The 21982-nt window shown below is 63.2% G+C and carries 23 protein-coding genes and 1 tRNA gene; 7 read left to right on the plus strand and 17 right to left on the minus strand.

Going from position 1 to position 21982, the window contains the following annotated elements:
• Nucleotides 1-5: 5 nt before the first annotated feature.
• Nucleotides 6-530: a component of SufBCD complex gene (locus tag FLO80_RS02160; RefSeq protein ID WP_111361982.1), complete on the minus strand. Its 525-nt coding sequence runs from the start codon at nt 528-530 to the stop codon at nt 6-8.
• A 189-nt stretch (nt 531-719) separates the two neighbouring features.
• Here FLO80_RS02160 and hemB point away from each other — a divergent pair, with 189 nt between their 5' ends.
• Nucleotides 720-1715: a porphobilinogen synthase gene (gene hemB / locus FLO80_RS02165; protein ID WP_111361981.1), complete on the plus strand. Its 996-nt coding sequence runs from the start codon at nt 720-722 to the stop codon at nt 1713-1715.
• A gap of 254 nt (nt 1716-1969) precedes the next feature.
• On the plus strand, nt 1970-2530 hold the full coding sequence (locus tag FLO80_RS02170; RefSeq protein ID WP_111361980.1) for a lipid-binding SYLF domain-containing protein: 561 nt from the start codon (nt 1970-1972) through the stop codon (nt 2528-2530).
• 515 nt (nt 2531-3045) lie between these two features.
• On the opposite strand, the gene FLO80_RS02175 is transcribed toward FLO80_RS02170, so the two are convergent.
• Nucleotides 3046-3309, minus strand: a complete 264-nt coding sequence (locus tag FLO80_RS02175) for an usg protein (protein ID WP_111361979.1) — start codon at nt 3307-3309, stop codon at nt 3046-3048.
• 194 nt (nt 3310-3503) lie between these two features.
• On the opposite strand from FLO80_RS02175, the gene gyrA reads away from it, so the two are divergent.
• Together gyrA and FLO80_RS02185 are read left to right on the plus strand one after the other, a co-directional pair.
• The gene (gyrA, locus tag FLO80_RS02180; RefSeq protein ID WP_111361978.1) at nt 3504-6254 is read left to right on the plus strand and encodes a DNA gyrase subunit A; all 2751 of its coding nucleotides are present in this window, start codon (nt 3504-3506) and stop codon (nt 6252-6254) included.
• Nucleotides 6255-6321: 67 nt separating this feature from the next.
• Entirely contained in the window at nt 6322-6672 is a 351-nt protein-coding gene (locus FLO80_RS02185) for a DUF6614 family protein (RefSeq protein WP_111361977.1), read from the plus strand.
• A 27-nt stretch (nt 6673-6699) separates the two neighbouring features.
• Here the strand turns inward: FLO80_RS02185 and FLO80_RS02190 are convergent, their stop codons facing one another.
• Genes FLO80_RS02190 through FLO80_RS02200 form a run of 3 tightly spaced genes read right to left on the minus strand, consistent with a single transcriptional unit; the run spans nt 6700 to nt 10108 of the window.
• Entirely contained in the window at nt 6700-8175 is a 1476-nt protein-coding gene (locus FLO80_RS02190; RefSeq protein ID WP_188078191.1) for a carboxypeptidase M32, read from the minus strand.
• Between the two features lie 4 nt (nt 8176-8179).
• Nucleotides 8180-9319 (minus strand): heme A synthase, encoded by a 1140-nt coding sequence (gene ctaA, locus FLO80_RS02195; RefSeq protein ID WP_111361975.1) that lies wholly within the window; start codon nt 9317-9319, stop codon nt 8180-8182.
• Between the two features lie 51 nt (nt 9320-9370).
• Entirely contained in the window at nt 9371-10108 is a 738-nt protein-coding gene (locus FLO80_RS02200; RefSeq protein WP_111361974.1) for an RNA methyltransferase, read from the minus strand.
• 195 nt (nt 10109-10303) lie between these two features.
• Here FLO80_RS02200 and FLO80_RS02205 point away from each other — a divergent pair, with 195 nt between their 5' ends.
• A complete protein-coding gene (locus FLO80_RS02205) occupies nt 10304-10930 on the plus strand; it encodes a thiamine phosphate synthase (RefSeq protein ID WP_111361973.1) in 627 nt (208 codons plus the stop codon).
• 154 nt (nt 10931-11084) lie between these two features.
• Here FLO80_RS02205 and olsA read toward each other — a convergent pair whose 3' ends face one another.
• The 3 genes from olsA to FLO80_RS02220 form a co-directional block, all read right to left on the minus strand.
• Entirely contained in the window at nt 11085-11924 is an 840-nt protein-coding gene (gene olsA / locus FLO80_RS02210) for a lyso-ornithine lipid O-acyltransferase (RefSeq protein WP_111361972.1), read from the minus strand.
• On the minus strand, nt 11921-12679 hold the full coding sequence (olsB, locus tag FLO80_RS02215) for an L-ornithine N(alpha)-acyltransferase (protein WP_111361971.1): 759 nt from the start codon (nt 12677-12679) through the stop codon (nt 11921-11923). The genes olsA and olsB overlap by 4 nt, the downstream gene beginning before the upstream one ends.
• A gap of 92 nt (nt 12680-12771) precedes the next feature.
• Nucleotides 12772-12957: a DUF3553 domain-containing protein gene (locus FLO80_RS02220; RefSeq protein ID WP_111361970.1), complete on the minus strand. Its 186-nt coding sequence runs from the start codon at nt 12955-12957 to the stop codon at nt 12772-12774.
• Between the two features lie 23 nt (nt 12958-12980).
• Between FLO80_RS02220 and FLO80_RS02225 the strand changes: the two genes are divergently transcribed.
• A complete protein-coding gene (locus tag FLO80_RS02225) occupies nt 12981-13577 on the plus strand; it encodes a histidine phosphotransferase family protein (RefSeq protein WP_111361969.1) in 597 nt (198 codons plus the stop codon).
• A 3-nt stretch (nt 13578-13580) separates the two neighbouring features.
• Here the strand turns inward: FLO80_RS02225 and FLO80_RS02230 are convergent, their stop codons facing one another.
• From FLO80_RS02230 to FLO80_RS02265, 8 genes are all read right to left on the minus strand, one after another.
• The gene (locus FLO80_RS02230) at nt 13581-14846 is read right to left on the minus strand and encodes a glutamate-5-semialdehyde dehydrogenase (RefSeq protein WP_111361968.1); all 1266 of its coding nucleotides are present in this window, start codon (nt 14844-14846) and stop codon (nt 13581-13583) included.
• A 35-nt stretch (nt 14847-14881) separates the two neighbouring features.
• The gene (gene proB, locus FLO80_RS02235; protein ID WP_111361967.1) at nt 14882-15988 is read right to left on the minus strand and encodes a glutamate 5-kinase; all 1107 of its coding nucleotides are present in this window, start codon (nt 15986-15988) and stop codon (nt 14882-14884) included.
• Nucleotides 15976-17016 carry a GTPase ObgE gene (gene obgE, locus FLO80_RS02240; RefSeq protein ID WP_111361966.1) on the minus strand — a complete coding sequence of 347 codons (1041 nt, stop codon included), beginning with the start codon at nt 17014-17016 and terminating at the stop codon, nt 15976-15978. The genes proB and obgE overlap by 13 nt, the downstream gene beginning before the upstream one ends.
• Before the next feature lie 31 nt (nt 17017-17047).
• On the minus strand, nt 17048-17587 hold the full coding sequence (locus tag FLO80_RS02245; protein WP_111361965.1) for a GNAT family N-acetyltransferase: 540 nt from the start codon (nt 17585-17587) through the stop codon (nt 17048-17050).
• 171 nt (nt 17588-17758) lie between these two features.
• Nucleotides 17759-18028, minus strand: coding sequence for a 50S ribosomal protein L27 (rpmA, locus tag FLO80_RS02250; RefSeq protein WP_111361964.1), 270 nt, complete (start codon nt 18026-18028; stop codon nt 17759-17761).
• Nucleotides 18029-18049: 21 nt separating this feature from the next.
• A complete protein-coding gene (locus tag FLO80_RS02255; protein ID WP_111361963.1) occupies nt 18050-18700 on the minus strand; it encodes a 50S ribosomal protein L21 in 651 nt (216 codons plus the stop codon).
• 249 nt (nt 18701-18949) lie between these two features.
• Entirely contained in the window at nt 18950-19798 is an 849-nt protein-coding gene (locus FLO80_RS02260; RefSeq protein WP_111361962.1) for a DUF2059 domain-containing protein, read from the minus strand.
• Nucleotides 19798-20652, minus strand: a complete 855-nt coding sequence (locus tag FLO80_RS02265; protein ID WP_111361961.1) for a DUF2059 domain-containing protein — start codon at nt 20650-20652, stop codon at nt 19798-19800. Before FLO80_RS02265 ends, FLO80_RS02260 begins: the two co-directional genes overlap by 1 nt.
• A gap of 123 nt (nt 20653-20775) precedes the next feature.
• On the opposite strand from FLO80_RS02265, the gene FLO80_RS02270 reads away from it, so the two are divergent.
• Nucleotides 20776-20865, plus strand: a tRNA-Ser gene (locus FLO80_RS02270).
• 472 nt (nt 20866-21337) lie between these two features.
• Here FLO80_RS02270 and FLO80_RS02275 read toward each other — a convergent pair.
• Entirely contained in the window at nt 21338-21877 is a 540-nt protein-coding gene (locus FLO80_RS02275) for a hypothetical protein (protein WP_111361960.1), read from the minus strand.
• Nucleotides 21878-21982: the final 105 nt, after the last annotated feature.

Here is a 21982-nt window from a genome sequence, read left to right on the forward strand (position 1 = left end):
CCGGTTCAGCCAAACGGCCCGACAGCAAGGTTCTGGAACATCCCCCAAAGCGCCGTCACGAAGATCGAGACCATGCCGATCACCTGCACGATGATCCGGTGCCGGTGCAGACGCCGGTAAAGCGCCTCGCCATGTTCGCCGCGTTCACGGATGAGCCGCGCAGTGTTGAGACTGAGCGCCCCCACGATCGCCATGGGAAACCCGAGGAGAAACAGCGCCTGCCCGAACTCGAACCCGTAAAGAAAGCCCAGCATCCCCAACAGGGTCAGGAAGAAACAGGCAAACCCCAGCAACCAAAGCCCCGACACCCGCGCGATATACAAGAGCCGCCCGGTATAGATCCGCACAAGATCCTCGAAATCCGTCTCGAACTGCCCGCCCTCGCGCCGCGCGCGCAGCACGATATCCCACGGCACGCCCAGCACCCAGTGCGACGCGGTCGACCACATCACCGCCAGAGCGATCCAGAACCACAGGTTCGAAAAGCTCCGCATGTCGATCAGCTCGAAAATCGTTTGATGCCAGTCCAAGGCCCAGTCCCTGCTTGCATGGCCCGCCGGTCACGGCCCTGAGATCACGGATCACCTTCTAGACTTGCCGCGCGGCAATTCCTACCCTTGAAGATGCGGGGGCTTCCATGCCATTTGATTTCAGCCAGCGCAAGACTGGGCATGAAGATCGGCCCGCCACCGCGCCAGCATGACAAAGGAACAAGACGCATGAGACCGGTTCAGGCCCCCTTTCCCCTCACCCGCCACCGGCGCACCCGGGCCTCATCGGCCATCCGCGCGCTCGTGCAGGAAAACGACCTCGGCGTGGGCGATCTCATATGGCCGGTCTTCGTCTGCGACGGCACCGGCGTGGAAGAGCCGGTCTCCTCCATGCCCGGCGTGGTGCGGCGCAGCGTTGATCGCGTGACCGAGGCCGCGCGCGAGGCCGCCGATCTCGGCATCCCCGCGATCTGTCTCTTTCCCTATACCGATCCGGCCCTCAAGACCGCCAGTTGCGAAGAGGCCTGGAACCCCGAGAACCTTTCGAACCGCGCCACCCGCGCCATCAAATCCGCCACCCCCGGGATCGCGGTCATGTCCGACGTCGCACTCGACCCCTACAATGCGGATGGCCATGACGGATTTGTCGTCGGGGGCGAGATCGTCAATGATGAAACCGTCGCGGCGCTGGTGAAACAGGCGCTCTCGCAGGCCGAGGCCGGGGTCGACATCATCGGCCCCTCCGACATGATGGACGGGCGCATCGGCGCGATCCGCGACGCGCTCGAAGATCGCGGATACAAGAACACGATGATCCTCAGTTACGCCGCGAAATATGCCTCGGCCTTCTATGGCCCGTTCCGTGACGCGGTGGGCGCTTCCGGCGCGCTCAAGGGCGACAAGAAGAGCTACCAGATGAACCCGGCCAATTCCGACGAGGCCCTGCGCCTTGTCGAACGCGACCTGCGCGAAGGGGCCGACATGGTGATGGTCAAGCCGGGCCTGCCCTATCTCGACATCTGCCGCCGCGTGAAGGACACGTTCGGCGCGCCCACCTTCGCCTACCAGGTCTCGGGCGAATACGCGATGATCCAGGCCGCGGCGCAAAACGGCTGGATCGACGGCGACAGGGCGATGGTGGAATCGCTGATGTGCTTCAAACGCGCAGGCTGCGACGGCATCCTCACCTATTTCGCCCCCACCGTGGCCCGCGCCCTGGCCTGAAACCGCGCCCGGTCAGCGCGGCCCCCTCCCGGCAGATTTTTCTGCGAAAAATCGCCTGCCGGGCAATGGTGTGCTGCCCGGTCGGCTGTGCCGCCATTCCGGGCAGGGCGAATTCGATCAAAGCCCGCGTGCATCTTCCCGCCCATTCCCGCCTTGGCTAGTGACAGTCGCGCATAACCGACCTATACTCGCCCCACGACCGGGCCAAACCCGGCTTTCAGGCAACCAAGGCAGTATATCGAGGCAGTGAACCCATGACTCCGATGACACGGCGCGGCTTCGCGCTTTCCATGATCGCATCCGCCGGGGCGCTTTCGGCCTGCGGCAACGGTATCGGCTCGAGCGGCGCGGCCAAGATCGACGCGCGTGTCGACACCACGCTCAACTATCTCCACAACACCTATCCCGCGACGCGCGAACTGGCCGGGAAATCCCAGGGCATGCTGGTCATGCCGCTGGTGACCGAGGCGGGTTTCGGCTTTGGCGGCGGCTACGGGCGCGGCGCCTTGCGCGTCAACGGCGTGTCGGTCGATTACTATTCCGCGACCAAGGGCAGTTTCGGGCTCCAGATCGGGGCACAGCAACATGCCCATGTCCTCTTTTTCATGACCGAGGACGCGCTGTCGAAATTCCGTCACTCGCCGGGCTGGGCCGCCGGAGCCGATGTGGAATACGTGTTCAACGATCTGGCCGAGAACCTGCGCGCCGAGACCACCACATCGACCGCACCGGTCGTGGCGGTGATCTTCGGGCAGGCCGGGCTGCATATCGGCGCCACGCTCAAGGGCGTGAAATACACCCGCATCATCCCCTGATCGGACCCGCGTGTCGCCAAAGCGGGTTTTGGGGCGGGGCACGCGGTGGATTCACACAGAAAGCTCTTTGGCGACACTGGGGAAAGCCGCGCGGGGGCCCGACCGCCGGGTGGGCGCCGCAACAGTCAGGGAGGGCACTTTATGGTGCCAAATACTCCAACGGTTCTATGGTGTTGATCGTTGCAGAAGCGCCCGCCCGAGGGGGCGGTCGGGCGCTCGCGCGGCGGCGTGCAAGCACGCCTTGATTCCGCGCGGGGGAAGTCGCTCAAATGTCCGCTCCGTTCCGCAAAACGGCCATTGGATCAACCCGTCACGGATGGCCGCTTCCTGTCCCTTCCCATGAACAAGCACGCCGCCCGGCGCGACCGGGGCAGAATGATCGGTCGCGTCGTTAACCCTTTTCCACCCGCCGCGATCCCTTTTCACCCGGCAGCCGGATGTCAGCCGGGCAGCAGCCGGGAGTCACCCCCCTTATTTGTCGCCGGGAATTCGCGTTAACCACGCCGGACGGTGGGTCAATGCACGGTGAACTCGCCGACCACGTTGCGCCATTCCCCGGGGGCCACCAGCTTGCGGTGATTGAACCGCACCGAATGCAGCGGCCCATCGATCTCGCGCTGCCAGAACTCAATGAAATCAAAGAGTTTCGGGTGATCCGGGGCAAGATCATACTCTTGCCAGATAAAGCTGTTGAGCACATGGACATGATCCGGCATGCGATAGAAAAACTCCGCCGTGGTCAGCCCGTATCCCTTGAGAAGCATTTCGGTTTCGGTCATCGCGGTCCTTCCTTCGTCATACTGACAGGTAAATCATGCCATGTAAAAATTAAATTTCAACAAAAACAGTGTGTTAGCAGCCTCCCGCGCCTGCTGCCAACGGTGATCGGGATCGCCCATTGCACCCCATATGCTGCCTCTGATATAAGCCTCGCAACAATATATGGGCCACATTCAAAAGACGGGCAGACAACGTGAACGATACGCCGGAACCCCCTGAAAACACGGAAGAAAGCGCGCCTTCGCGGCCGCCCTATGACGGCCCCACCGTGTCGATCACCGAGGAGATGAAAAGCTCCTATCTCGACTACGCGATGAGCGTGATCGTGAGCCGCGCCATTCCCGACCTGCGCGACGGTCTCAAACCCGTCCACCGCCGCATCCTCTACGCCATGCACGAGGCCGGCAACACCCACGACAAGCCCTATCGCAAATCCGCCCGCGCAATCGGCGACGTGATGGGCAAATACCACCCCCACGGGGATTCCGCGATCTATGACGCGCTGGTGCGCATGGCGCAGGATTTTTCCATGTCCCTGCCGCTCCTGGACGGCCAGGGCAACTTCGGCTCGATGGACGGCGACAACGCCGCCGCCATGCGCTACACCGAGGTGCGCATGGACAAGCCGGCGGCTTACCTGCTCGCCGATATCGACAAGGAAACCGTTGATTTCCAAGACAATTACGACGGCAAGGACCGCGAACCCACGGTCCTGCCCGCGCGCTTTCCCAACATGCTGGTCAATGGTGCGGGCGGCATCGCCGTGGGCATGGCGACCAACATCCCGCCGCACAACCTGGGCGAGGTGATCGACGCCTGCCTTGCGCTGATCGACGACCCGGATCTCGGTTCCGAGCAGCTCATCTCCTACATCCCCGCCCCGGATTTTCCCACCGGCGGCATCCTTCTGGGCCGCTCCGGCGCGCGCAAGGCCTATCTCGAGGGGCGCGGCAGCGTCATCATCCGCGCCAAGACCCGGGTCGAGGAGATCCGCAAGGATCGCTATGCCATCATCATCGACGAGATTCCCTACCAGGTGAACAAGGCGTCGATGATCGAGAAGATCGCCGAACAGGTGCGCGAGAAGAAGATCGAGGGCATCTCCCACGTGCAGGACGAATCCGACCGTTCCGGCGTCCGGGTGGTGGTTGAACTGAAACGCGACGCCACCGCCGAGGTGGTGCTCAATCAACTGTTCCGCTTCACCCCGATGCAGACCTCGTTCGGCTGCAACATGCTGGCCCTGAACGGCGGTCGCCCCGAGACCCTGACTCTCAGGAACTTCCTGAGCTATTTCATTGACTTCCGCGAGGATGTTGTCGCACGCCGCACAGCCCACGAGCTGCGCAAGGCGCGCGAGCGCAGCCATGTGCTCTGCGGTCTCGCCGTCGCGGTTTCGAATGTCGACGAGGTGGTGGCGACGATCCGCTCCTCCGCCGACGCCGCCGAGGCAAGGCGCAAGCTGATGGAGCGGCGCTGGCCGGCCGCCGACATCGCCGCTTACATCCGCCTGATCGACGATCCGACCCACAAGATGAACGAGGACGGCACCTATAACCTCTCGGAGACGCAGGCCCGCGCCATCCTCGACCTCAGGCTTCAGCGCCTGACCCAACTTGGCGTCAAGGAAGTCACCGACGAACTTGAAGTCCTGGCCGCCAAGATCAAGGAATACCTCGAAATTCTGGGATCGCGCGAGCGCATCATGGAGATCATCGCGAGCGAGCTGCGCGAGGTCAAAGAGCTGTTCGCCGTGCCCCGTCGCACCGAGATCGTCGACTGGTCAGGCGACATGGAAGACGAAGACCTGATCGAGCGCGAGGACATGGTCGTCACCGTCACCCAGGGCGGTTACATCAAGCGCACCGCGCTGACCGATTTCCGCTCCCAGAAACGCGGCGGCAAGGGCCTCTCGGGCGGTGGGCTCAAGGAAGATGACGTGGTCACCACCCTTTTCGTGGCCGACACCCACACCCAGCTTCTGTTCTTCACCACCGACGGCATGGTCTACAAGCTCAAGACATGGCGCCTGCCGCTCGGTGGACGCACCTCCAAGGGCAAGGCCATCGTCAACATCCTGCCCATTCCACAGGGCGTGTCCGTCGCCGCCATCATGCCGGTCGACCGTCCCGAAGAGGAATGGAACGATCTCCAGATCGTCTTTGCCACCTCGGCGGGCGAGGTGCGGCGCAACCGGCTTAGCGATTTCACCAACGTCAAACGCAACGGCAAGATTGCCATGAAACTGCCTGAAGATGGCTCTGTAAGTCTCGTCAACGCAAGGATTTGTTCCGAGGATGACGACGTGATGCTCGTCACCGATGCGGGCCGCGCGATCCGTTTCCCCACGACCGAAGTGCGCGTCTTTGCCGGGCGAAGCTCGACCGGTGTGCGCGGAATCCGGCTTCAGGGCAAGGACAGCGTCGTGTCGATGTCGGTCATCCGGCATTTTGATGCAACTTCGGACGAGCGCGCCGCCTATCTCAAAATGCGCCGTGCTGTCGCGGGTTTGGCCGACGAAGTTGATGCATCGGATGAAGATTCGACCGATGCCAACGCCACCGTGAGCCCCGACCGCTATGCCGAGATGTCGGCGTCTGAAAACCTGATCCTCACCATCACCTCGGGGGGCTTGGGCAAACTCTCGTCGTCGCATGACTACCCGGTGCGCGGGCGTGGCGGCATGGGCGTTCAGGCGATCGACAAGGCGATGCGCGGCGGCACCATCGTCGCCTCCTTCCCGGTCGAGCTTGACGACCAGATCATGCTCGCCACCTCAAAGGGCCAGTCGATCCGCGTGCCGGTCGAGGGCATTTCCTTCCGCTCGCGCAGCGCCGGCGGCGTCAAGGTGTTCAACACCGGCAAGGGCGAAGAGGTGGTCAGCGTCGCCTGGATCGCCGACAAGGGCGACGAGGCCGAGGAGACGGATGACAGCGAAAGCTGAGGCCTTCATCCGATTGTAACCATTGCCTGCGATACCCGTCGCGACTTTTCCTCGACGGGATAACGCGATGAACCTCTATACCTGCTCCATCGACCTCGCCAATGATGCCAAGGCGCTGGCCTTTGCCCATGCCGTGTCCGAATGGATGGGATTCCTGCAAGCCGAAGGGGTGATCGGGCACTGGCGCCTCTTCCGGCGCAAGCTCAATCTCGCCTCGGATTCGCATCGTGATTTCATCCTGCATATCGAGGTGGCCGACCTCGCCCAGCTCGACCGCGCCTTTCGCCTCTCGGGAAGTCATGATGACCATGTCGCGACGCTCTATAGCGCGGTCAACACCCTCATCGCGCAAGAGGAATTCGGCCTCTACCGCCCCTTCCCCGACCCGGAGCGGGCCGAGCGGATGGCACTTCTGTAGGGTCGGCTGTCTCCCCGCCCAACCGCTTCACAACCCGTAGATCGCGCCGAACTTCGCCTCGACATAATCCAGAAGCGGTGCCTCGCTCACCTCGCCCCCGGTGGCCTTCTCGATCACCTCGCGCGGACGATAGAGCCCGCCGTGGCGCTGCACATTATCACGCAACCAATCCGTCGCCGGGGCGAGATCGCCCCGCGCCAGATGCAGGTCGAGATCGGGCAACGCCGCGCGCAGCGCCGCGTGCAGGCACCCGGCATAGACATTGCCAAGGCTATAGGTCGGGAAATAACCGAAAAGCCCCACCGACCAATGCACATCCTGCAAACACCCGTTCGAAGGCCGGTCCACGGCAAATCCGAAATCCGCCTCGAACCGCGCATTCCACGCCTCTTCAAGGTCACTGACCGCCAGCTCACCCGCGATCATCTGCCGCTCGAGATCGAACCGCAGCATCACATGCAGGTTATACTGCACCTCGTCCGCCTCGGTGCGGATGAACCCGTTATGAAGCCGGTTGACCGCCCGGTAAAACGCGTCTTCATCGGCGATCCCGAAATCGCCGAACGCATCGCGCATCTCGCTATAAAGCCAGCCGGTAAAGGCCCGGCTCCGGCCCAGCTGATTCTCATAGATCCGGCTCTGGCTTTCGTGCACGCCCATCGACACGCCCTGCCCCAGCGGCGTAAAGCCATGCGCCTGGTCGATATTCTGCTCGTAACAGGCATGCCCGGTCTCGTGGATGGTCGAGTAGAGACAGTTGAACGGATCGGTCGGGCTTGTCCGCGTGGTGATCCGCACATCGTTGAACGAGCCCGATGAAAACGGATGCACCGCCTTGTCGATCCGCCCGCGCGTCATGTCATAGCCGAACACCCGTGCGAGCTTGCGCGCGAGCTTCATCTGCGCCTGCTCGTCGAACGTGCCCGTCACCCCCGCGGGCGGCGCCTCGGCCAGCGCCGCCTCGCGCAGCGCGACCAGCCGCGGGCGCAGCGCGTCGAACATGGCCTGCAACTCCGCTGCCTTCGCCTCCGGCTCGTAATCGTCGAGCAGCGCGTCATAGACATCGCCACCATCCGCCAGTGCCGCACCCTTCTCGCGCTTGAGCGCCACGATCTCTTCGAGCACCGGCACGAACGCCGCCACATCCTCGTTGCCGCGCGCCTCGGCCCATTGCCCTTGCGCCCGGCTGGTCAGTCGCGCCAGCGCTGTGGCCAACGCCTCGGGCACCCGGCTCACCCGCTCGAACGACCGCCGGATCAGGCGCAGGTTGGCCCGCGCCTCGGCATCGAGCGCACCCTCGTCCACCGCCGCCAGCCACTCACCGAGGCGCGGATCGCTCCGCCGCGCATGCAGCACCGCCTGCAACGCCGCGCTCTCCTCGGCGCGCTGTTCGGCCGCACCACGCGGCATCACCGTCTCCTGGTCCCATGCCAGCCGCCCGGCCACCTGCGCCAGCGCCTCGGTCTGGCGCTGATGCGCCATCAGCGCGTCATATGCATTCATCACCCTATCCCCTGATTGAAACGGTCACCGGATACTGCGCCGCGAACCGCGCCCGCAGGATCAGAACCCAGACCACCACCGCGCCAAATTGATGCAGGATCGCCAGCTGCCACGGCACGATGGTCACCACCGTCACCACCCCCAGCACAACCTGCGCCAGCACCGCCACCGCGGCCAACGAAAACGCGCGCCGCGTCGCCGGGTTCGCACTGCGCCGCCCGCGCAGCCACGCCATCACCGTGAAGACCAGCAACAGATACCCCACACCTCGGTGAATAAACTGCACCAGCCCCGCATTCTCAAAAAAGTTGCGCCACACCGGGGTGAGGCCAAAGGCATCCGGCGGCACCACCTGCCCGCCCATCAACGGCCAGTCGGTAAAGCTGCGCCCCGCGTCGATCCCCGCCACCAGCGCGCCCAGCAGGATCTGCAAGAACGCGACATGCATCCACCCCGTGCCAAGCGAGAAAAGCCGCCCCTCGCGCACCCGCCGCGCCTGCATCAGGTCACGCTCCTCGCGCGCCAGCAGCATCACGTACCACGCGATGAACCCGAGGATCACGAACGCGAGCCCCAGATGCACCGCCAGCCGGTAACTCGCCACCGCGGTCATCGTCCCGCTCAACCCGCTGGCCACCATCCACCAGCCGACGGCGCCCTGCACGGCCCCCATGGCCCCGACAAGGACCAACCGCCCGCCCCATCCCGGCGGAATCCGCCGCGTCGCCCAGAACGCCAACAGCCCCACGGCCCAGACGAGACCGATCACCCGACCGAGCTGCCGATGCCCCCATTCCCACCAATAGATGGTCTTGAAATCATCCAGCTCCATCCAGCTGTGTTGCAGCTCGAACTGGGGGATTGCCTTGTATTTCTCGAACTCCGCCTGCCACTCGACCTCGCTCATCGGCGGCAGCGCCCCGGTCACCGGCCGCCATTCGGTGATGCTCAACCCGCTATCGGTGAGCCGGGTCAATCCGCCCACCGCGATCATGATCACCACCAGCGCAAAGAGCAGCATGAGCCACGCGCGCACCGCACCGCGCGCACCGCGCCGTTTGGCGTCGATCATGCCGCCGCCGGGCTTGCGCACCCGCGCCTCATCCTTGCCAACATCCTCGAATATCGACCGTTTCTCAGCCATCGCCTGCCTCCGCCGCAACCGCGCCCAACCTATGCCGCCCCGCGCGCGGCTTCAACGGCTCTTCCAGCGTACCATTTGCCGCATGATTCCGTGCAGCATCTGCACATCCGCCCGGCTCAACCGCATCCGGCTCCACAGGTTGCGCAGGTTGATCTTCATCCCCTCGGCCTTGGTCTCGGGAAAGAAAAACCCCGCCTCCTCGAGCCGCTCCTCGTAATGCGCCGCCAGCGCCTCGATCTCGCGCCCGGTTGCCCAATCCCCGCGCAGCACATCCGCCACGTGCACCACGCCGCCCCCCGTGCGCTGCCACTCGTATCCCGTGAGCAACACGCATTGCGCAAGGTTGAGCGACGGAAACGCCGGGTTCACCGGCACCGAGATAATCGCGTTGGCCCGCGCCACGTCCTCGTTCTCGAGCCCCGCCCGCTCGGGGCCAAAAAGAACCGCCACCCGCTCGCCCTCCGCGATCCGCGCGCGCGCCCCTTCCATCGCGCGCTCCGGGCTCAGCACCGGCTTGGTCAACTCGCGCGGTCGCGCTGTCGTGGCATAGACATAGGTGCAATCATCGAGTGCCCCGGCCAGGTCATCGTAAAGCCGCGCCTCGTCCAGAAGCCGCCCCGCGCCGCTGGCCATTGCCACCGCCTTCTCGCTGGGCCAGCCGTCGCGCGGCGCCACCACCCGCATCCGGTCCAGCCCGAAATTCCACATCGCCCGCGCCGCGGCGCCGATATTCTCGCCCATCTGCGGGCGCACAAGCACAAAGGCGGGTTGCGGGGTCTCGCTCGGCATCGGCTCTCCTCGATATGACCAGTCGCCGGATAAACCACGCCCCCGCCCGATGAAACCCCCGCTGCTCTTTCTTGGGAAAAATACTCACTCGACCGCCCCGGCCACGCGCCAACCCCGGGGTCCGGGGCCAAACGCTTGCACCCGCGCGATTTCCCACGCTATAGCAATCCGAACCCCATCGTCAGGAGACGCGCCATGGCCCAGTCCGAGCAGCCGCAAATCTATCTCGTCTCCCCCCCCGAGATCGAGCTTTCACGCTTTCCCGACACGCTGGCCCGCCTGCTCGACGCGCAGGAGGTCGCCTGCCTGCGCCTCGCGCTCTCCTCGCATGACGAAGACACGCTCTGCCGCGCCGCCGACGCGGTGCGCGAGGTGACGATCGCCCGCGACGTGGCGCTGGTGATCGAACGTCACATCCTGCTGGTCGAACGGCTGGGGCTTGACGGGGTGCATCTCACCGACGGGGTGCGTTCGGTGCGCAAGGCGCGCAAGGCGCTCGGCGACGAGGCCATCGTCGGCACCTATTGCGCCGCCTCGCGCCATGACGGCATGACCGCGGGCGAGATGGGCGCCGATTACGTGAGTTTCGGCCCGGTCGGCGACACGCCGCTCGGTGACGGCACCACCGCCGGGCGCGAGATTTTCGAATGGTGGTCCGAGATGATCGAGGTCCCGGTCGTCGCCGAGGGCGCGCTCGATCCCGGTCTCGTGGCCAGCCTCGCCCCGGTCACCGACTTCTTCGCCATCGGCGACGAGATCTGGCTCGCAGACGATCCCGTGGCCGCCTTGTCCGCGCTTCTCGCACCGTTGCAGGGCGGCTGACCGCGCGCTGCGTTAACCATGGCCCATCCCCGGTTTCCCGCATCCGGGGGTGCGCGCATGTCAGCCGGGCAGCAGCCGGGAGTCACCCCCCCGATTCGGCGACCAGCCCCGTCGTTAACCATTCCATCCGGGAATATGCGCATCGCGGCGGCCATCACCCGGCCGCGCAGGTCCCCCGGTGATCAACGAGCCCCGAGCGCACCACCTCTTCACAGGCCGCCGCCAGCGCCTTGCGGTGCGGAAAATCGTCCACTCTCAAGGGTTTGTGATATTTTACCGTTACCGCGCCCGGCCGACCGACCGACATCACCCGGGCCAGGTGCGGACCGAATGCCATCTCGCCCCACCAGCCATAGAACCGATCATCCTGCCCGCGCGGCACATGATAGGCCAATGTGACCGGCTGGATATGAAGGTCATGCTCGAGTCTTTCACTGAAGAACGCCTCGAAAAGCGTTGATTTAAAAGACAAAACCTGCTTCCCGTCGGTCGATGTGCCCTCCGGGAAGAACAGCAATCGGTGCCCGGCCAGCAACCGGTCCTCGAACAGCGCCTGCTGCGTCTTCGCCTGCCGTGGATCACGGTTGATGAACACCGTCCCCACCGCCCGCGCCATCCACCCGATCGCGGGCCAGCGCGCCACCTCCGCCTTGGACACGAAATAGACCCGCTTGCGCGCGTTCAGCACAAAAATATCTAGCCATGACACGTGGTTAGAGACCACGGCCCCGCGCGCCTGCATCCGCTCGCCCTCGACATGATAGCGGATTCCCAGCACGATCAGCGCCATGGCACAGACGCCCTGCACGATCCAGGGGGTCCATGGTCGCTGCACGCCGTGCAACGGCCGCTCCACAAGCCGCACAAGCAGCAAGAAGCCAAGCCCGCCAAAGATCAGGCTTGCAAGGATAACCCCCCGGAACAACACGAGAAAAACACCCACCGGCCCGATCCTGACCTGCGGTGGCTCCTGCGTCGGGTCCCAGGTGGTCACAGCGCGCTCCCTCGCCCATAAAGCCGCGCACGCTGCGTATTCATCCGGGCGGTATCCATGATCAGGCAGACATCGGTGGTGTTGAACGCGCGATCCACGAACGCCCCCTCGCCGACCACCCCGCCAAGCCGCAGATAGGCCTTGATCAGCGCGGGCACCTGCACCATCGCCGCCCGCCGGTCGACCGCCGCCTCGGGCATGAGGTTCATCGGCTGGAAATCACGCGCGCGAACGCGTATCTCTTCAGGGGCCAAGTGATTGTAATGCAAAAGGGAAAGCGGTTGCGCCAGCGCCTCGACATCGGTGCCATGAAAACTGGCCACGCCAAAGAGAATCTCGATCCCATGGGTGTCGACATAGACCCCCAACCCGCTCCAGAGATGAAACAGCGCCGCCCCGCCACGATATTCCGGCAACAGGCACGACCGCCCCAGCTCAAGCAGCTTTCGCCCGCTTGCCTTGAGCGGCCCGAGGTCATATTCGTCCTCGGAATAGAAGGCGCCAGCCTCCTGCGCATGCGCCTGCCGCATCAGGCGATAGACACCAACCACACGATCTGGGTTTTTGGTCCGGTCGATCAACAACATGTGGTCGCAAAACGGGTCAAACCGGTCCCGCTCAAGCCGATTGACATGATCGACCAGCGCCCCGTCCCCCCCCAGTTCCTCAACGAAAACGCAATACCGCAACCGCTGCGCAGCCACCAGATCCGCAGCGCTCCGCGCCAGTCTTACTTCGAACTCCGGTTCAGCCATTCACCCATCTACCCATTCCCCGCCGCGCGGTTCTAGGCATCCTCCCGCCACTTCGCAAGGCGACTCAATCTCTGTTAACCTTTAGATAACCTTCATCCGTCATCAAAGACGGGAACCAGCGCCACGCGCGCGCCCTCGATCACCACCTTGCCAGCCTCGGGGAAATTGACCGTGATCTTGCCCGCGATATTCGATTGCACCTGCCCCAGCCCCCAATCGGGCCGCTCGGGATGCCGCACCAGCATTCCAGGTTCAAGCATCGCGTTGAGATCATTCATTTTTCGCCCTTTCGGAGTTGTCCATGCCCCATCCTGATCTCACCCTTGCCGCATTGGTCGGATCGCGTATTTGCCACGATCTGATTAGCCCGGTCGGCGCCATTCACAACGGCCTCGAACTGATCGCCATGGGCGGTCCCATCGCCACGCCCGAACTGCGCCTCATCTCGGACAGCGTCGACAATGCCAGCGCAAGGATCAAGTTCTTTCGCGTCGCCTTTGGCATGACCTCGGCCGAACAGATGATCGGCGCGCCCGAAATCGGCGCCGTGATCGACGGCATCTATGGCGAAGGACGGCACAAGGCCGACTGGCAAGGCACCGGCGATGTGCCCCGCGCCGAGGTTCAGGCCATCTATCTTGCCATGCTCTGCCTCGAAACCGCACTGCCGCAGGGCGGCCTGATCACGGTGACGGGCCATGCCGGTGCCTGGGCACTTACCGCGACAGGCCCGCGTATCGCGCTCACCCCCGACGCCCGCACCGCGCTTGACGGCAATATCCCTACTGGGCTGCGCCCGGCCCATGTCCAATACGCGCTCTTGCCGCTTTGTCTTGCAGAAGCGGGAAAAACTGCACGTATCGAGCAATCCGATGACGCCCTGACCCTCAGCTTCTGACCCTCAGGCCCGCACCGTCCCATCACCATCGACCAGGTATTTGAAACTGGTCAACTGCGCCGCACCCACCGGCCCGCGCGCATGCATCTTGCCCGTCGCGATCCCGATCTCGGCCCCCATGCCGAACTCGCCACCATCCGCGAACTGGGTCGAGGCGTTGCGCATCAGGATGGCTGAATCCAGCCTTTCAAAGAACCGCGCCGCCGCGTCATCGTCCTCGGTGAGGATGCAATCGGTATGGTTCGAGCCGTAGCATCGGATATGCGCAATCGCCGCGTCGATATCCGGCACCACCCGCGCCGCGATGTCCATGTCGAGATACTCTCGCCCCCAATCCTCTTCGGTCGCGGGCGTGGTCCCCTTGATGACCGAAAGAGCCTCATCCGCATGAACGCGCACGCCCTTGTCAATCAGGGCCTTGATCACGCCTTGCCCAATGGTGTCGCGAATACCTTCATGTATCAAAAGACACTCGGCCGCCCCGCATATCCCCGTGCGCCGCGTCTTGGCGTTGATCACCACGTCGAGCGCCTTGACCGGGTCGGCCGCCGCATCAAGATAGATGTGCACGATACCTTCCAGATGGGCAAAGACCGGCACCCGTGCTTCGCGCTGCACCAACCCGACGAGGCCCTTGCCACCGCGCGGCACGATCACGTCAACATATTCGGTCATTCGCAGCAATTCGCTCACAGCGGCTCGATCTTGCGTCGGGACGAGTTGTATGGCGGTTTCCGGCAAACCTGCCTGTGCCAACCCCTCGATCAAACAGCGATGAATCGCCCGGGCCGAATGAAAACTCTCGGACCCGCCACGAAGGATCACCGCATTCCCCGATTTGAGACACAGCGCACCGGCATCGGCGGTCACGTTGGGCCGACTCTCGTAGATCACGCCAACAACCCCCAGGGGCGTGCGCACGCGGCGTATATGCAGACCAGTGGGCCGGTCCCACTCGGCCATCACTTCACCCACCGGATCGGGCTGTGCGGCCACGGCGCGCAATCCCTCGACCATCGCCTTGATACGCGTCTCGTCCAGCATCAGCCGGTCCATCATCGCAGCGGTGAGGCCCTTTTCACGACCATGGTCCACGTCCTCGGCATTGGCCGCGATGATCTCGGCCCGTCGCGCCCAGACAGAATCAGCCGCGGCATTCAACGCCGCCTCTTTCATCTCGGCGCTGGCGCAGGCCAGTTCGGCGGCAGCCGCCTTTGCCTGCTTACCCAGATCGGCCATCATGACCGCGATATCGCTTGTATCTGTCATCTCGACATTCCCTGTTTCACAGTTCTCGCTTCCGCTCACAGCACCATATCATCGCGATGGATCAGTGCCGCCCGACCGGGATAGCCCAGCAACAACTCGATCTCGTCACTGCGACGGCCGGCGATCCTGACCGCCTCGTCCGCGGTGTAGCGACTGAGCCCCTGACCCAGCTTGTGACCCTCCAGATCAAGAATCTCTACCGGGTCGCCCCGTCCGAATGCCCCTTCGACGCGCGCCACACCGGCGGGCAAAAGGCTGGTTCCGCGGGTCAAGGCCTTCGCGGCACCCTCATCCACCACGACAACGCCGCGTGGCTTCATCGACGCGATCCAGCGCTTGCGTGCCGCCTGCGGGTCTCCATACGCCTGAAACCATGTTGCGGCTGCCCCAGATTCTAGTGATTTCAAAGGGTTGGATTGCAAACCTTGCGTGATCACCATGGCGCATCCCGCGGCGGTCGCGGTTTTGGCAGCTATCAACTTGGTCTTCATACCCCCCTTGGACAGGCCCGACCCGACGTCGCCCGCCATCGCCTCGATCTCCGGCGTGATGCGCTCGATCAGGTCAAATCGCCTGGCACCCGGCGTTTCGCCGGGATTGGCGTCATAAAACCCGTCCACGTCCGACAAGAGAACCAGGACATCCGCCCCCACTGTCACCGCCACCTGCGCGGCCAGCCGATCGTTGTCGCCATATCGGATCTCGTCGGTGGCAACCGTATCATTCTCATTCACGATCGGCACGACACCAAGCTTCAGAAGCTGCTCCATCGTCGCCCGCGAATTGAGATAGCGCCGCCGGTTCGTTGAATCTTCTAGGGTGACAAGAATCTGCGCCGTGGTGATCCCGTGCGGCGCCAACCCTTCTTCGTAGGCGCGCGCCAAACGGATCTGCCCCACCGCCGCCGCGGCCTGACTCTGTTCGAGTGACAGTTCACACGCAGGCAAGCCCAACACGCCACGCCCCAGGGCGATCGACCCCGAAGAGACAAGGATCACATCCTTGCCCTGCGCCTTCAATCCCGCCACGTCCTCGGCCAGTCCGCGCAGCCAGTCGGACCTGAGGCCCCCGCCCGCGCGATCAACCAGAAGCGCCGAGCCGATCTTGACGACAACGCGCCGCGCCTCGCTCAGGGTTGCCACGTCTCGCGCTCCTCGGATGATGCCTCTTTGTGCCGCAACCGATCCTCGTCGATCTCCGCGCGCAACGCGCGCAGTGCTTCGGTCAGCCCTTCGCCCGACACACCCGACATCATCAGAACCCGGCGCCCGACCTCGACCTCAAGCGCGGCTTTCACCTCGGCCCGTTTCTCATCGTCCAGAGCGTCAACCTTGTTGAGCGCGGTCACGCGCGGCTTCTCGGCCAGATGACCACCATAGGCATCAAGCTCCTGAATGATGGTGCGGTAATCCTCGACCACCGTCTCGGATGTGCCGTCGACCAAGTGCAACAGCACCGAACACCGCTCGACATGACCAAGGAACCGGTCACCGATCCCGCGCCCCTCATGCGCCCCCGCGATCAGCCCCGGGATGTCGGCAATCACGAACTCGACCCCGTCCACGCCCACCACGCCAAGATTGGGATGCAGCGTGGTAAAGGGATAATCCGCGATCTTGGGGCGTGCGTTCGACGTCGCGGCCAGAAAGGTGGATTTGCCCGCATTGGGCAATCCCAGAAGCCCGGCATCGGCAATGAGTTTCAGGCGCAGCCAAAGGGTGCGCTCGACGCCCTCCTGCCCCGGGTTGGCGCGGCGCGGGGCCTGGTTGGTCGAGGTCTTGAAATGCAGGTTGCCCCAGCCCCCATTACCCCCCTTGGCCAACAGAATTCTCTGTCCCACCTCGGTGACATCGGCGATCAGCGTTTCCTGATCCTCGTCGAGGATCTCGGTCCCCACCGGCACGCGCAGCACGATATCCTTGCCATCCGCGCCGGTGCGCTGGCGCCCCATTCCGGGGCGCCCGTTATCGGCAAAGAAATGCTGCTGATAGCGAAAGTCGATCAGGGTGTTGAGCCCGTCCACGGCCTCGACCCATACATCGCCGCCACCACCGCCATCGCCGCCATCCGGGCCGCCGAACTCGATGTATTTCTCACGGCGAAAGCTGATACAGCCATTGCCGCCCGAACCGGATCGGATATGAACCTTTGCGAGATCAAGAAACTTCATGTCATCCTCTTACGCAAAGGCCGGTGACGGCTCAACTGCGTTTCAAACTGTATGTCCAGGTGGGCACCGTCGCGCCGCGCGCCACCGAATAGGTTTCGGCGTCGCCCAGATACTCGAACCCCTGGTTGGTCAACACCCGGGCCGAGGCCGGGTTGTCCTGAAAGACGCTGGCAAAAATCGTCTTGCTGTCCAGCGGGTTGGCGGCCAGAATCGCGGCAACTGCCTCCTGTGCTATGCCGGTGTTCCAGAATACGGGCGCCACCCAATAGCCGATTTCCGACTGGTTGCGATCCATCCGGGTCAGCCCGACCAGCCCCATTAACTCGTGCCCGCCGATCTTTGTGGCATCCATTGCCCAGACATCCTCCACCCGACCCTCGGATTGCGCCCGGCGAATGAAATCCTCGATCGTACCCGGCGGCAGGGGATGCGGAATCGACGTGGTATTGCGTGCCACGCGTTCGTCGCCCGCATAAAGCTCGATCAGCCCCTTGTCCGACACCCGCAATGGGCGCAGGTCGAACCGATCCGTCTCGATCACCGGCTGATTGATCACTTTTTCCAACTTCATGCGCTGCTACTCCTCCGAAAACGCACCCCCGGGGCATTGCCCGACATCCTTGCCATCCTACCCGCCTTCCTCCTCACGGGGGATGCACGTCGCCACAATGCAAACCCTTGAACGAGAAAGGGGACCGGCCTTTCATGCCGATCCCCTTACTCTCGTAACCTTAAGGTCGGCTTATTCTGCGGCCTCCATCGCCGGGAGCACCGAAATGAAGGTGCGGCCCTTGAGGCCCTTGTGAAACTGCACGTGTCCGTCAACCGTGGCAAAGATCGTGTGATCCTTGCCCATGCCCACGCCTTCGCCCGGCCACATCTTGGTGCCGCGCTGGCGCATGATGATGTTGCCAGCAATCACGTTTTCACCACCGAATTTCTTGACGCCAAGACGACGTCCAGCAGAATCGCGACCGTTGCGGGACGAACCGCCTGCTTTCTTGTGTGCCATATCGCTTTCTCCTTTGCCGTCTTATTTGGCCAGTTTCTTGGCCTGTTCAACCCAGCCTTCGCGCTCAATGCGGCCCTTGAAGCTGAGTTTCTCGTCCATAGCAGCGATATCCGCCTCGGTCCATGCGGCGATCTGGGCAAAACTGGTTACCCCGGCCTCATGCAACTTCTTCTCAAGCGCGGGGCCAACCCCCGAAAGCACCTTGAGATCATCGCCAGCGCCCGATGCAGCGGCGGGTTTCGCCGTCTCTGCCTTGGCCTTCGCCTTCTTGGCGGGCTTCTCGGCGTCAGCTGCGGCCACAGCCACCGCCCCGACCGATCCCGCGCCCAATGCGGCCTTGACCCCGGTCTTGTCGCCACCGCTCTCAAGGATCTCGGTGATCTTGAGCAGGGTCAGCTTCTGGCGGTGCCCCTTGGTCCGCTTGGAGCTATGCTTGCGTCGGCGGCGCACAAAGTGAATGACCTTGTCGCCCTTGACCTGGTCAACCACCTCGGCCTGCACGGCCGCACCATCCACCAGCGGCGCACCGACCACGGTCTTGTCACCGCCCAGCATCAGCACGTCGTTGAATTGAACCGTTTCACCGGCATCGGCAGCCAGTTTTTCCACTCGGAGCGTGTCGCCGGACTGGACCTTGTATTGCTTGCCGCCGGTCTTGATTACCGCGAACATGGCTCGCTTTCCTTTTGCTTTCGCGTCCTTTGGTCCCCAAAGCGGGCGTTATCGGGGCATGGCCCCACCTCGGACAGCGCGCCCTCACAGGCGTCATTAATATAAGAGCCGGGCCACAGGTTACCCCGCGCCCGGATGACGGCTTATCTTCAATCACGTGGCGCAAGTCAAGAGGCTGCGGCGGCTATTTTCCGCGATTGTCACCACACCCGGCACCCGTCAACCGATTCGGGTATCCAACGATAGAACTCACAGGTCTTCACCCTTCATCTGGGCCGCCAGGGCCAATCCCAAGGCATAGGAGATATCGCCGTACATCCGGTCGAAACCGGCGAAAAGCGCCCGATTCAGCGCATGGCCCGCCGGGGTTTCGGAAAATGTCGCATAAGCCGATACATCCGCATCCGAAAGATCCGAATAGGCCAGCATCAGATAGGACATCATCCATTCCTCGGTATCCGCGCGCGTCTCTTCTTCCTGGGCCCAAACCTCGTCCACCATTTCGGCATCGCTCATGTCGAGCCCGCCGCCCTCGACCATACCCTGATAAAAGCGCAGATTCGAATTCAACGCCCCGGCAACATTGAACCCGATCAGATCATTGGCCTCGACATAAGAGCGGATCAGCGCAAGCCGCCGGTCCTGTTGCTGGCCGCCACTCTCGCTTTCTTTCGCCTCCCGATAGGCCGCCTTGGCCGCATCCTCTATCGCGGAGTCAAGAAACGCCCGCCGCGCCGCAATTTCGTGCTCGACAATCCGCTTGCCGCGCGCCGAGTGAAAGAATTCAAGCAGGTCCGGCAAATGACGCGCCTCAAGCTCCGCCCGCAAGCCGCGCTCCACCACCTGGCTCATCTTTTCCGGGTCATAGATGCGCGTCACGACCCTCTGCCATGCAGCCCCGCCGCCACCGGGCAGGAAATTCTGCCCCAACCCGGCGCCGAATTCCTCGCCTTCCGCCTGCATGATCTCCAGAAGCGGACCCAGTCCAAGCGCCTGGTTCAACACGATCCGGTCCTCGGCCTCGTCTCCTGCCGCGCGCAGCGCAAGAACCAGAACCAATACCACGGCAACGGTCGAACGGATCAACGCATGCGTCATTACAATTCCTCTCCCCGATCCAGCGTTCCCAATGCGATTGCCAGCGCCTCGAACCGGTTGGCCATGATTTCCCACTGAATCGCGTTCATCAACTCGTATACCCGTTGCATCGGCGGCGCTTCCAGCGCACGGGTATAGGCGCGTATATCCTCATCGGAGAAATCACGATAGGCATAGGCCGAATTGGCCAGCGTCGAGGCTGCCATCCGATCACGCATTTCGTCCTCGTTTTCCCAAAGCAGCGCCCGCAAGGCGCCGGCATCCAGCGGCCCGTCGATCACACCCGACTCGCTCGCCGCCATCAAAAACCGGAACTGGATTTCCAGAATGGCCCGCACCGCGCTGTCCGAAGCGTCGATCGCCGCGTTCATCCGCTCGAAGTATCCGATACGCGGGCTACCCTCTTCCCTCAGCGCGGCCACGATTCGCGCACCCTCTTCGCGTTTCGCGGTATCGTCCTCCTCCATGTGAACACGGTTCTCGGCCTCGACCAGCCGCTGCCCCAATGGCGTGGCATAGAATTCAACCGCGTGATCCAAGAGGTCGTCGTCCAACGTGCCCGCCAGGATTTCCAACGCCATTCCGTGCATCCTGGCCCTGTCGAATACTTCTTCTGTGACCTCTTTCCAGCGATACCCGAACTCTTCGGCCCGTATCCCCACCATGTCCGGAGCGTCCGACGCCATCAATGCAATCGAGTCGAGCGCAACATCAAAACCAGTGACATTCAAAAACGCTTCAAGCCTGTCGCGATCATCGGCCTGCGCCGGACGCATTACCGCGACAAGAAGCAACAGGCCCGAAAAAACCCCGAGCCGCGCCAAACGTGCAAAACCCCTGCTCCATTGATCCATGACCGCCACCTGCTGGTTCCCGTCGCCTCTGCCTGAAACCTAGGGCAAAACCCTCGCGACACAATGCAAAACGCCCCTTGATCCGCCCGACAAAGCCGATTAAACGGCCCCACAGACCCCCGCGGAGAGGTGCCGGAGTGGTCGAACGGGGCGGTCTCGAAAACCGTTGACCCTTCACGGGGTCCCAGGGTTCGAATCCCTGTCTCTCCGCCATTTGGCCTTGATTATAAAGGTAAAAATGCCCTTAAAGGTAATTTACCCCACATAGAGCCCCACATAGAAAAAACGCTAGGTGAGGTCATGGCGCGGGTCTGACCCTTTGTCGCAGTATTGGCATATAGGCGAGAACCTACCCCTGCCGGGCAGGGATCGACACAGCCGGACTTTTGTAACCCCCCGGGGTCGCCCGCCCTGTCAACTCGCCTCGCCACCTGAAAGCATACGCTCGATCTTTCTGGTTTCCCGCACCAATGAATTTATCTCGGCCCGCGCCTCGGTCCATTCCCGCGACCGCATGCCGTGTCGCCATGACGGATGCGAAGGGCCTGCGCCATGTCCACCGCCTGCGCCGTGAAAGTGGCAAACCGACCAGCCCTTGACGGCGGGGGCTTTGCACTGCTCGCCTGTCCGCTTGGAGTTTGCAGTGCATCTGGGGGCCGCGTGTGCCTTGCTCATGGGGTTGTCGTCATCCTTCATCGCTGGCCCTCCCCCCGTGCTGCACGTTGCCAACGATTGCCTGCCCGCCGTCTGAAACATCCATGCGCTGCACCACCACCGTTTGCTTGCCGCCGGTGCGATACTTTCGCAGCGCTTCGACCTGGGCCGTGAAGGTCCGGGCCAGCTTGTTGAAACCGGTGTAGTGCGCCTGCACTTGCGGGATGGTCTCGGCATGGGCCAGCCATCGGGATGACCGGATCGTCGCAACATGGGTTGCGGCCATCTGCACCGCCAGCATGCGTTCAATCGCATCGCGCGGGGCCATGTCGCGGATGATGGACAGCATGAATATCCGCTCATCATTGCCGGGATGATCGTCGCTGGCCTCATCCGCCTTCAGGGGCTTCAGGCAATGGCTCAGCAGAACCTCAGCCTGCATGTCGTCAGAGGTTCCGAATATCTTACCAAGCGCGTTTTTCCAGGCGAGCTCGACCTTTTGGCCGCGTTGAGGCGATCCGCTTAACTTTACCCCCAGTTGGTCGGCTTCGGCTTCTTCAACTTTTGCCATGCTATTCGCCTCTATTCCTGTGCACAATCACCTATGCTAACCTGCAAACCCTGATTTACAAACATACCACGAGCACTGGGCATATCATGTCGCTATAGGTCTGCA

The organism is Aquicoccus porphyridii, from assembly GCF_008369105.1.
Lineage (GTDB): Bacteria > Pseudomonadota > Alphaproteobacteria > Rhodobacterales > Rhodobacteraceae > Aquicoccus > Aquicoccus porphyridii.

Bases quoted from the DNA above. Each gene is read 5' to 3' on its own strand.
- hemB (WP_111361981.1), top strand. From the start codon at position 720: ATGAGACCGGTTCAGGCCCCCTTTCCCCTCACCCGCCACCGGCGCACC.
- FLO80_RS02170 (WP_111361980.1), top strand. From the start codon at position 1,970: ATGACTCCGATGACACGGCGCGGCTTCGCGCTTTCCATGATCGCATCC.
- FLO80_RS02175 (WP_111361979.1), bottom strand. From the start codon at position 3,309: ATGACCGAAACCGAAATGCTTCTCAAGGGATACGGGCTGACCACGGCG.
- FLO80_RS02185 (WP_111361977.1), top strand. From the start codon at position 6,322: ATGAACCTCTATACCTGCTCCATCGACCTCGCCAATGATGCCAAGGCG.
- FLO80_RS02190 (WP_188078191.1), bottom strand. From the start codon at position 8,175: ATGAATGCATATGACGCGCTGATGGCGCATCAGCGCCAGACCGAGGCG.
- ctaA (WP_111361975.1), bottom strand. From the start codon at position 9,319: ATGGCTGAGAAACGGTCGATATTCGAGGATGTTGGCAAGGATGAGGCG.
- FLO80_RS02200 (WP_111361974.1), bottom strand. From the start codon at position 10,108: ATGCCGAGCGAGACCCCGCAACCCGCCTTTGTGCTTGTGCGCCCGCAG.
- FLO80_RS02205 (WP_111361973.1), top strand. From the start codon at position 10,304: ATGGCCCAGTCCGAGCAGCCGCAAATCTATCTCGTCTCCCCCCCCGAG.
- olsB (WP_111361971.1), bottom strand. From the start codon at position 12,679: ATGGCTGAACCGGAGTTCGAAGTAAGACTGGCGCGGAGCGCTGCGGAT.
- FLO80_RS02220 (WP_111361970.1), bottom strand. From the start codon at position 12,957: ATGAATGATCTCAACGCGATGCTTGAACCTGGAATGCTGGTGCGGCAT.
- FLO80_RS02225 (WP_111361969.1), top strand. From the start codon at position 12,981: ATGCCCCATCCTGATCTCACCCTTGCCGCATTGGTCGGATCGCGTATT.
- FLO80_RS02230 (WP_111361968.1), bottom strand. From the start codon at position 14,846: ATGACAGATACAAGCGATATCGCGGTCATGATGGCCGATCTGGGTAAG.
- obgE (WP_111361966.1), bottom strand. From the start codon at position 17,016: ATGAAGTTTCTTGATCTCGCAAAGGTTCATATCCGATCCGGTTCGGGC.
- FLO80_RS02245 (WP_111361965.1), bottom strand. From the start codon at position 17,587: ATGAAGTTGGAAAAAGTGATCAATCAGCCGGTGATCGAGACGGATCGG.
- rpmA (WP_111361964.1), bottom strand. From the start codon at position 18,028: ATGGCACACAAGAAAGCAGGCGGTTCGTCCCGCAACGGTCGCGATTCT.
- FLO80_RS02255 (WP_111361963.1), bottom strand. From the start codon at position 18,700: ATGTTCGCGGTAATCAAGACCGGCGGCAAGCAATACAAGGTCCAGTCC.
- FLO80_RS02260 (WP_111361962.1), bottom strand. From the start codon at position 19,798: ATGACGCATGCGTTGATCCGTTCGACCGTTGCCGTGGTATTGGTTCTG.
- FLO80_RS02265 (WP_111361961.1), bottom strand. From the start codon at position 20,652: ATGGATCAATGGAGCAGGGGTTTTGCACGTTTGGCGCGGCTCGGGGTT.
- FLO80_RS02275 (WP_111361960.1), bottom strand. From the start codon at position 21,877: ATGGCAAAAGTTGAAGAAGCCGAAGCCGACCAACTGGGGGTAAAGTTA.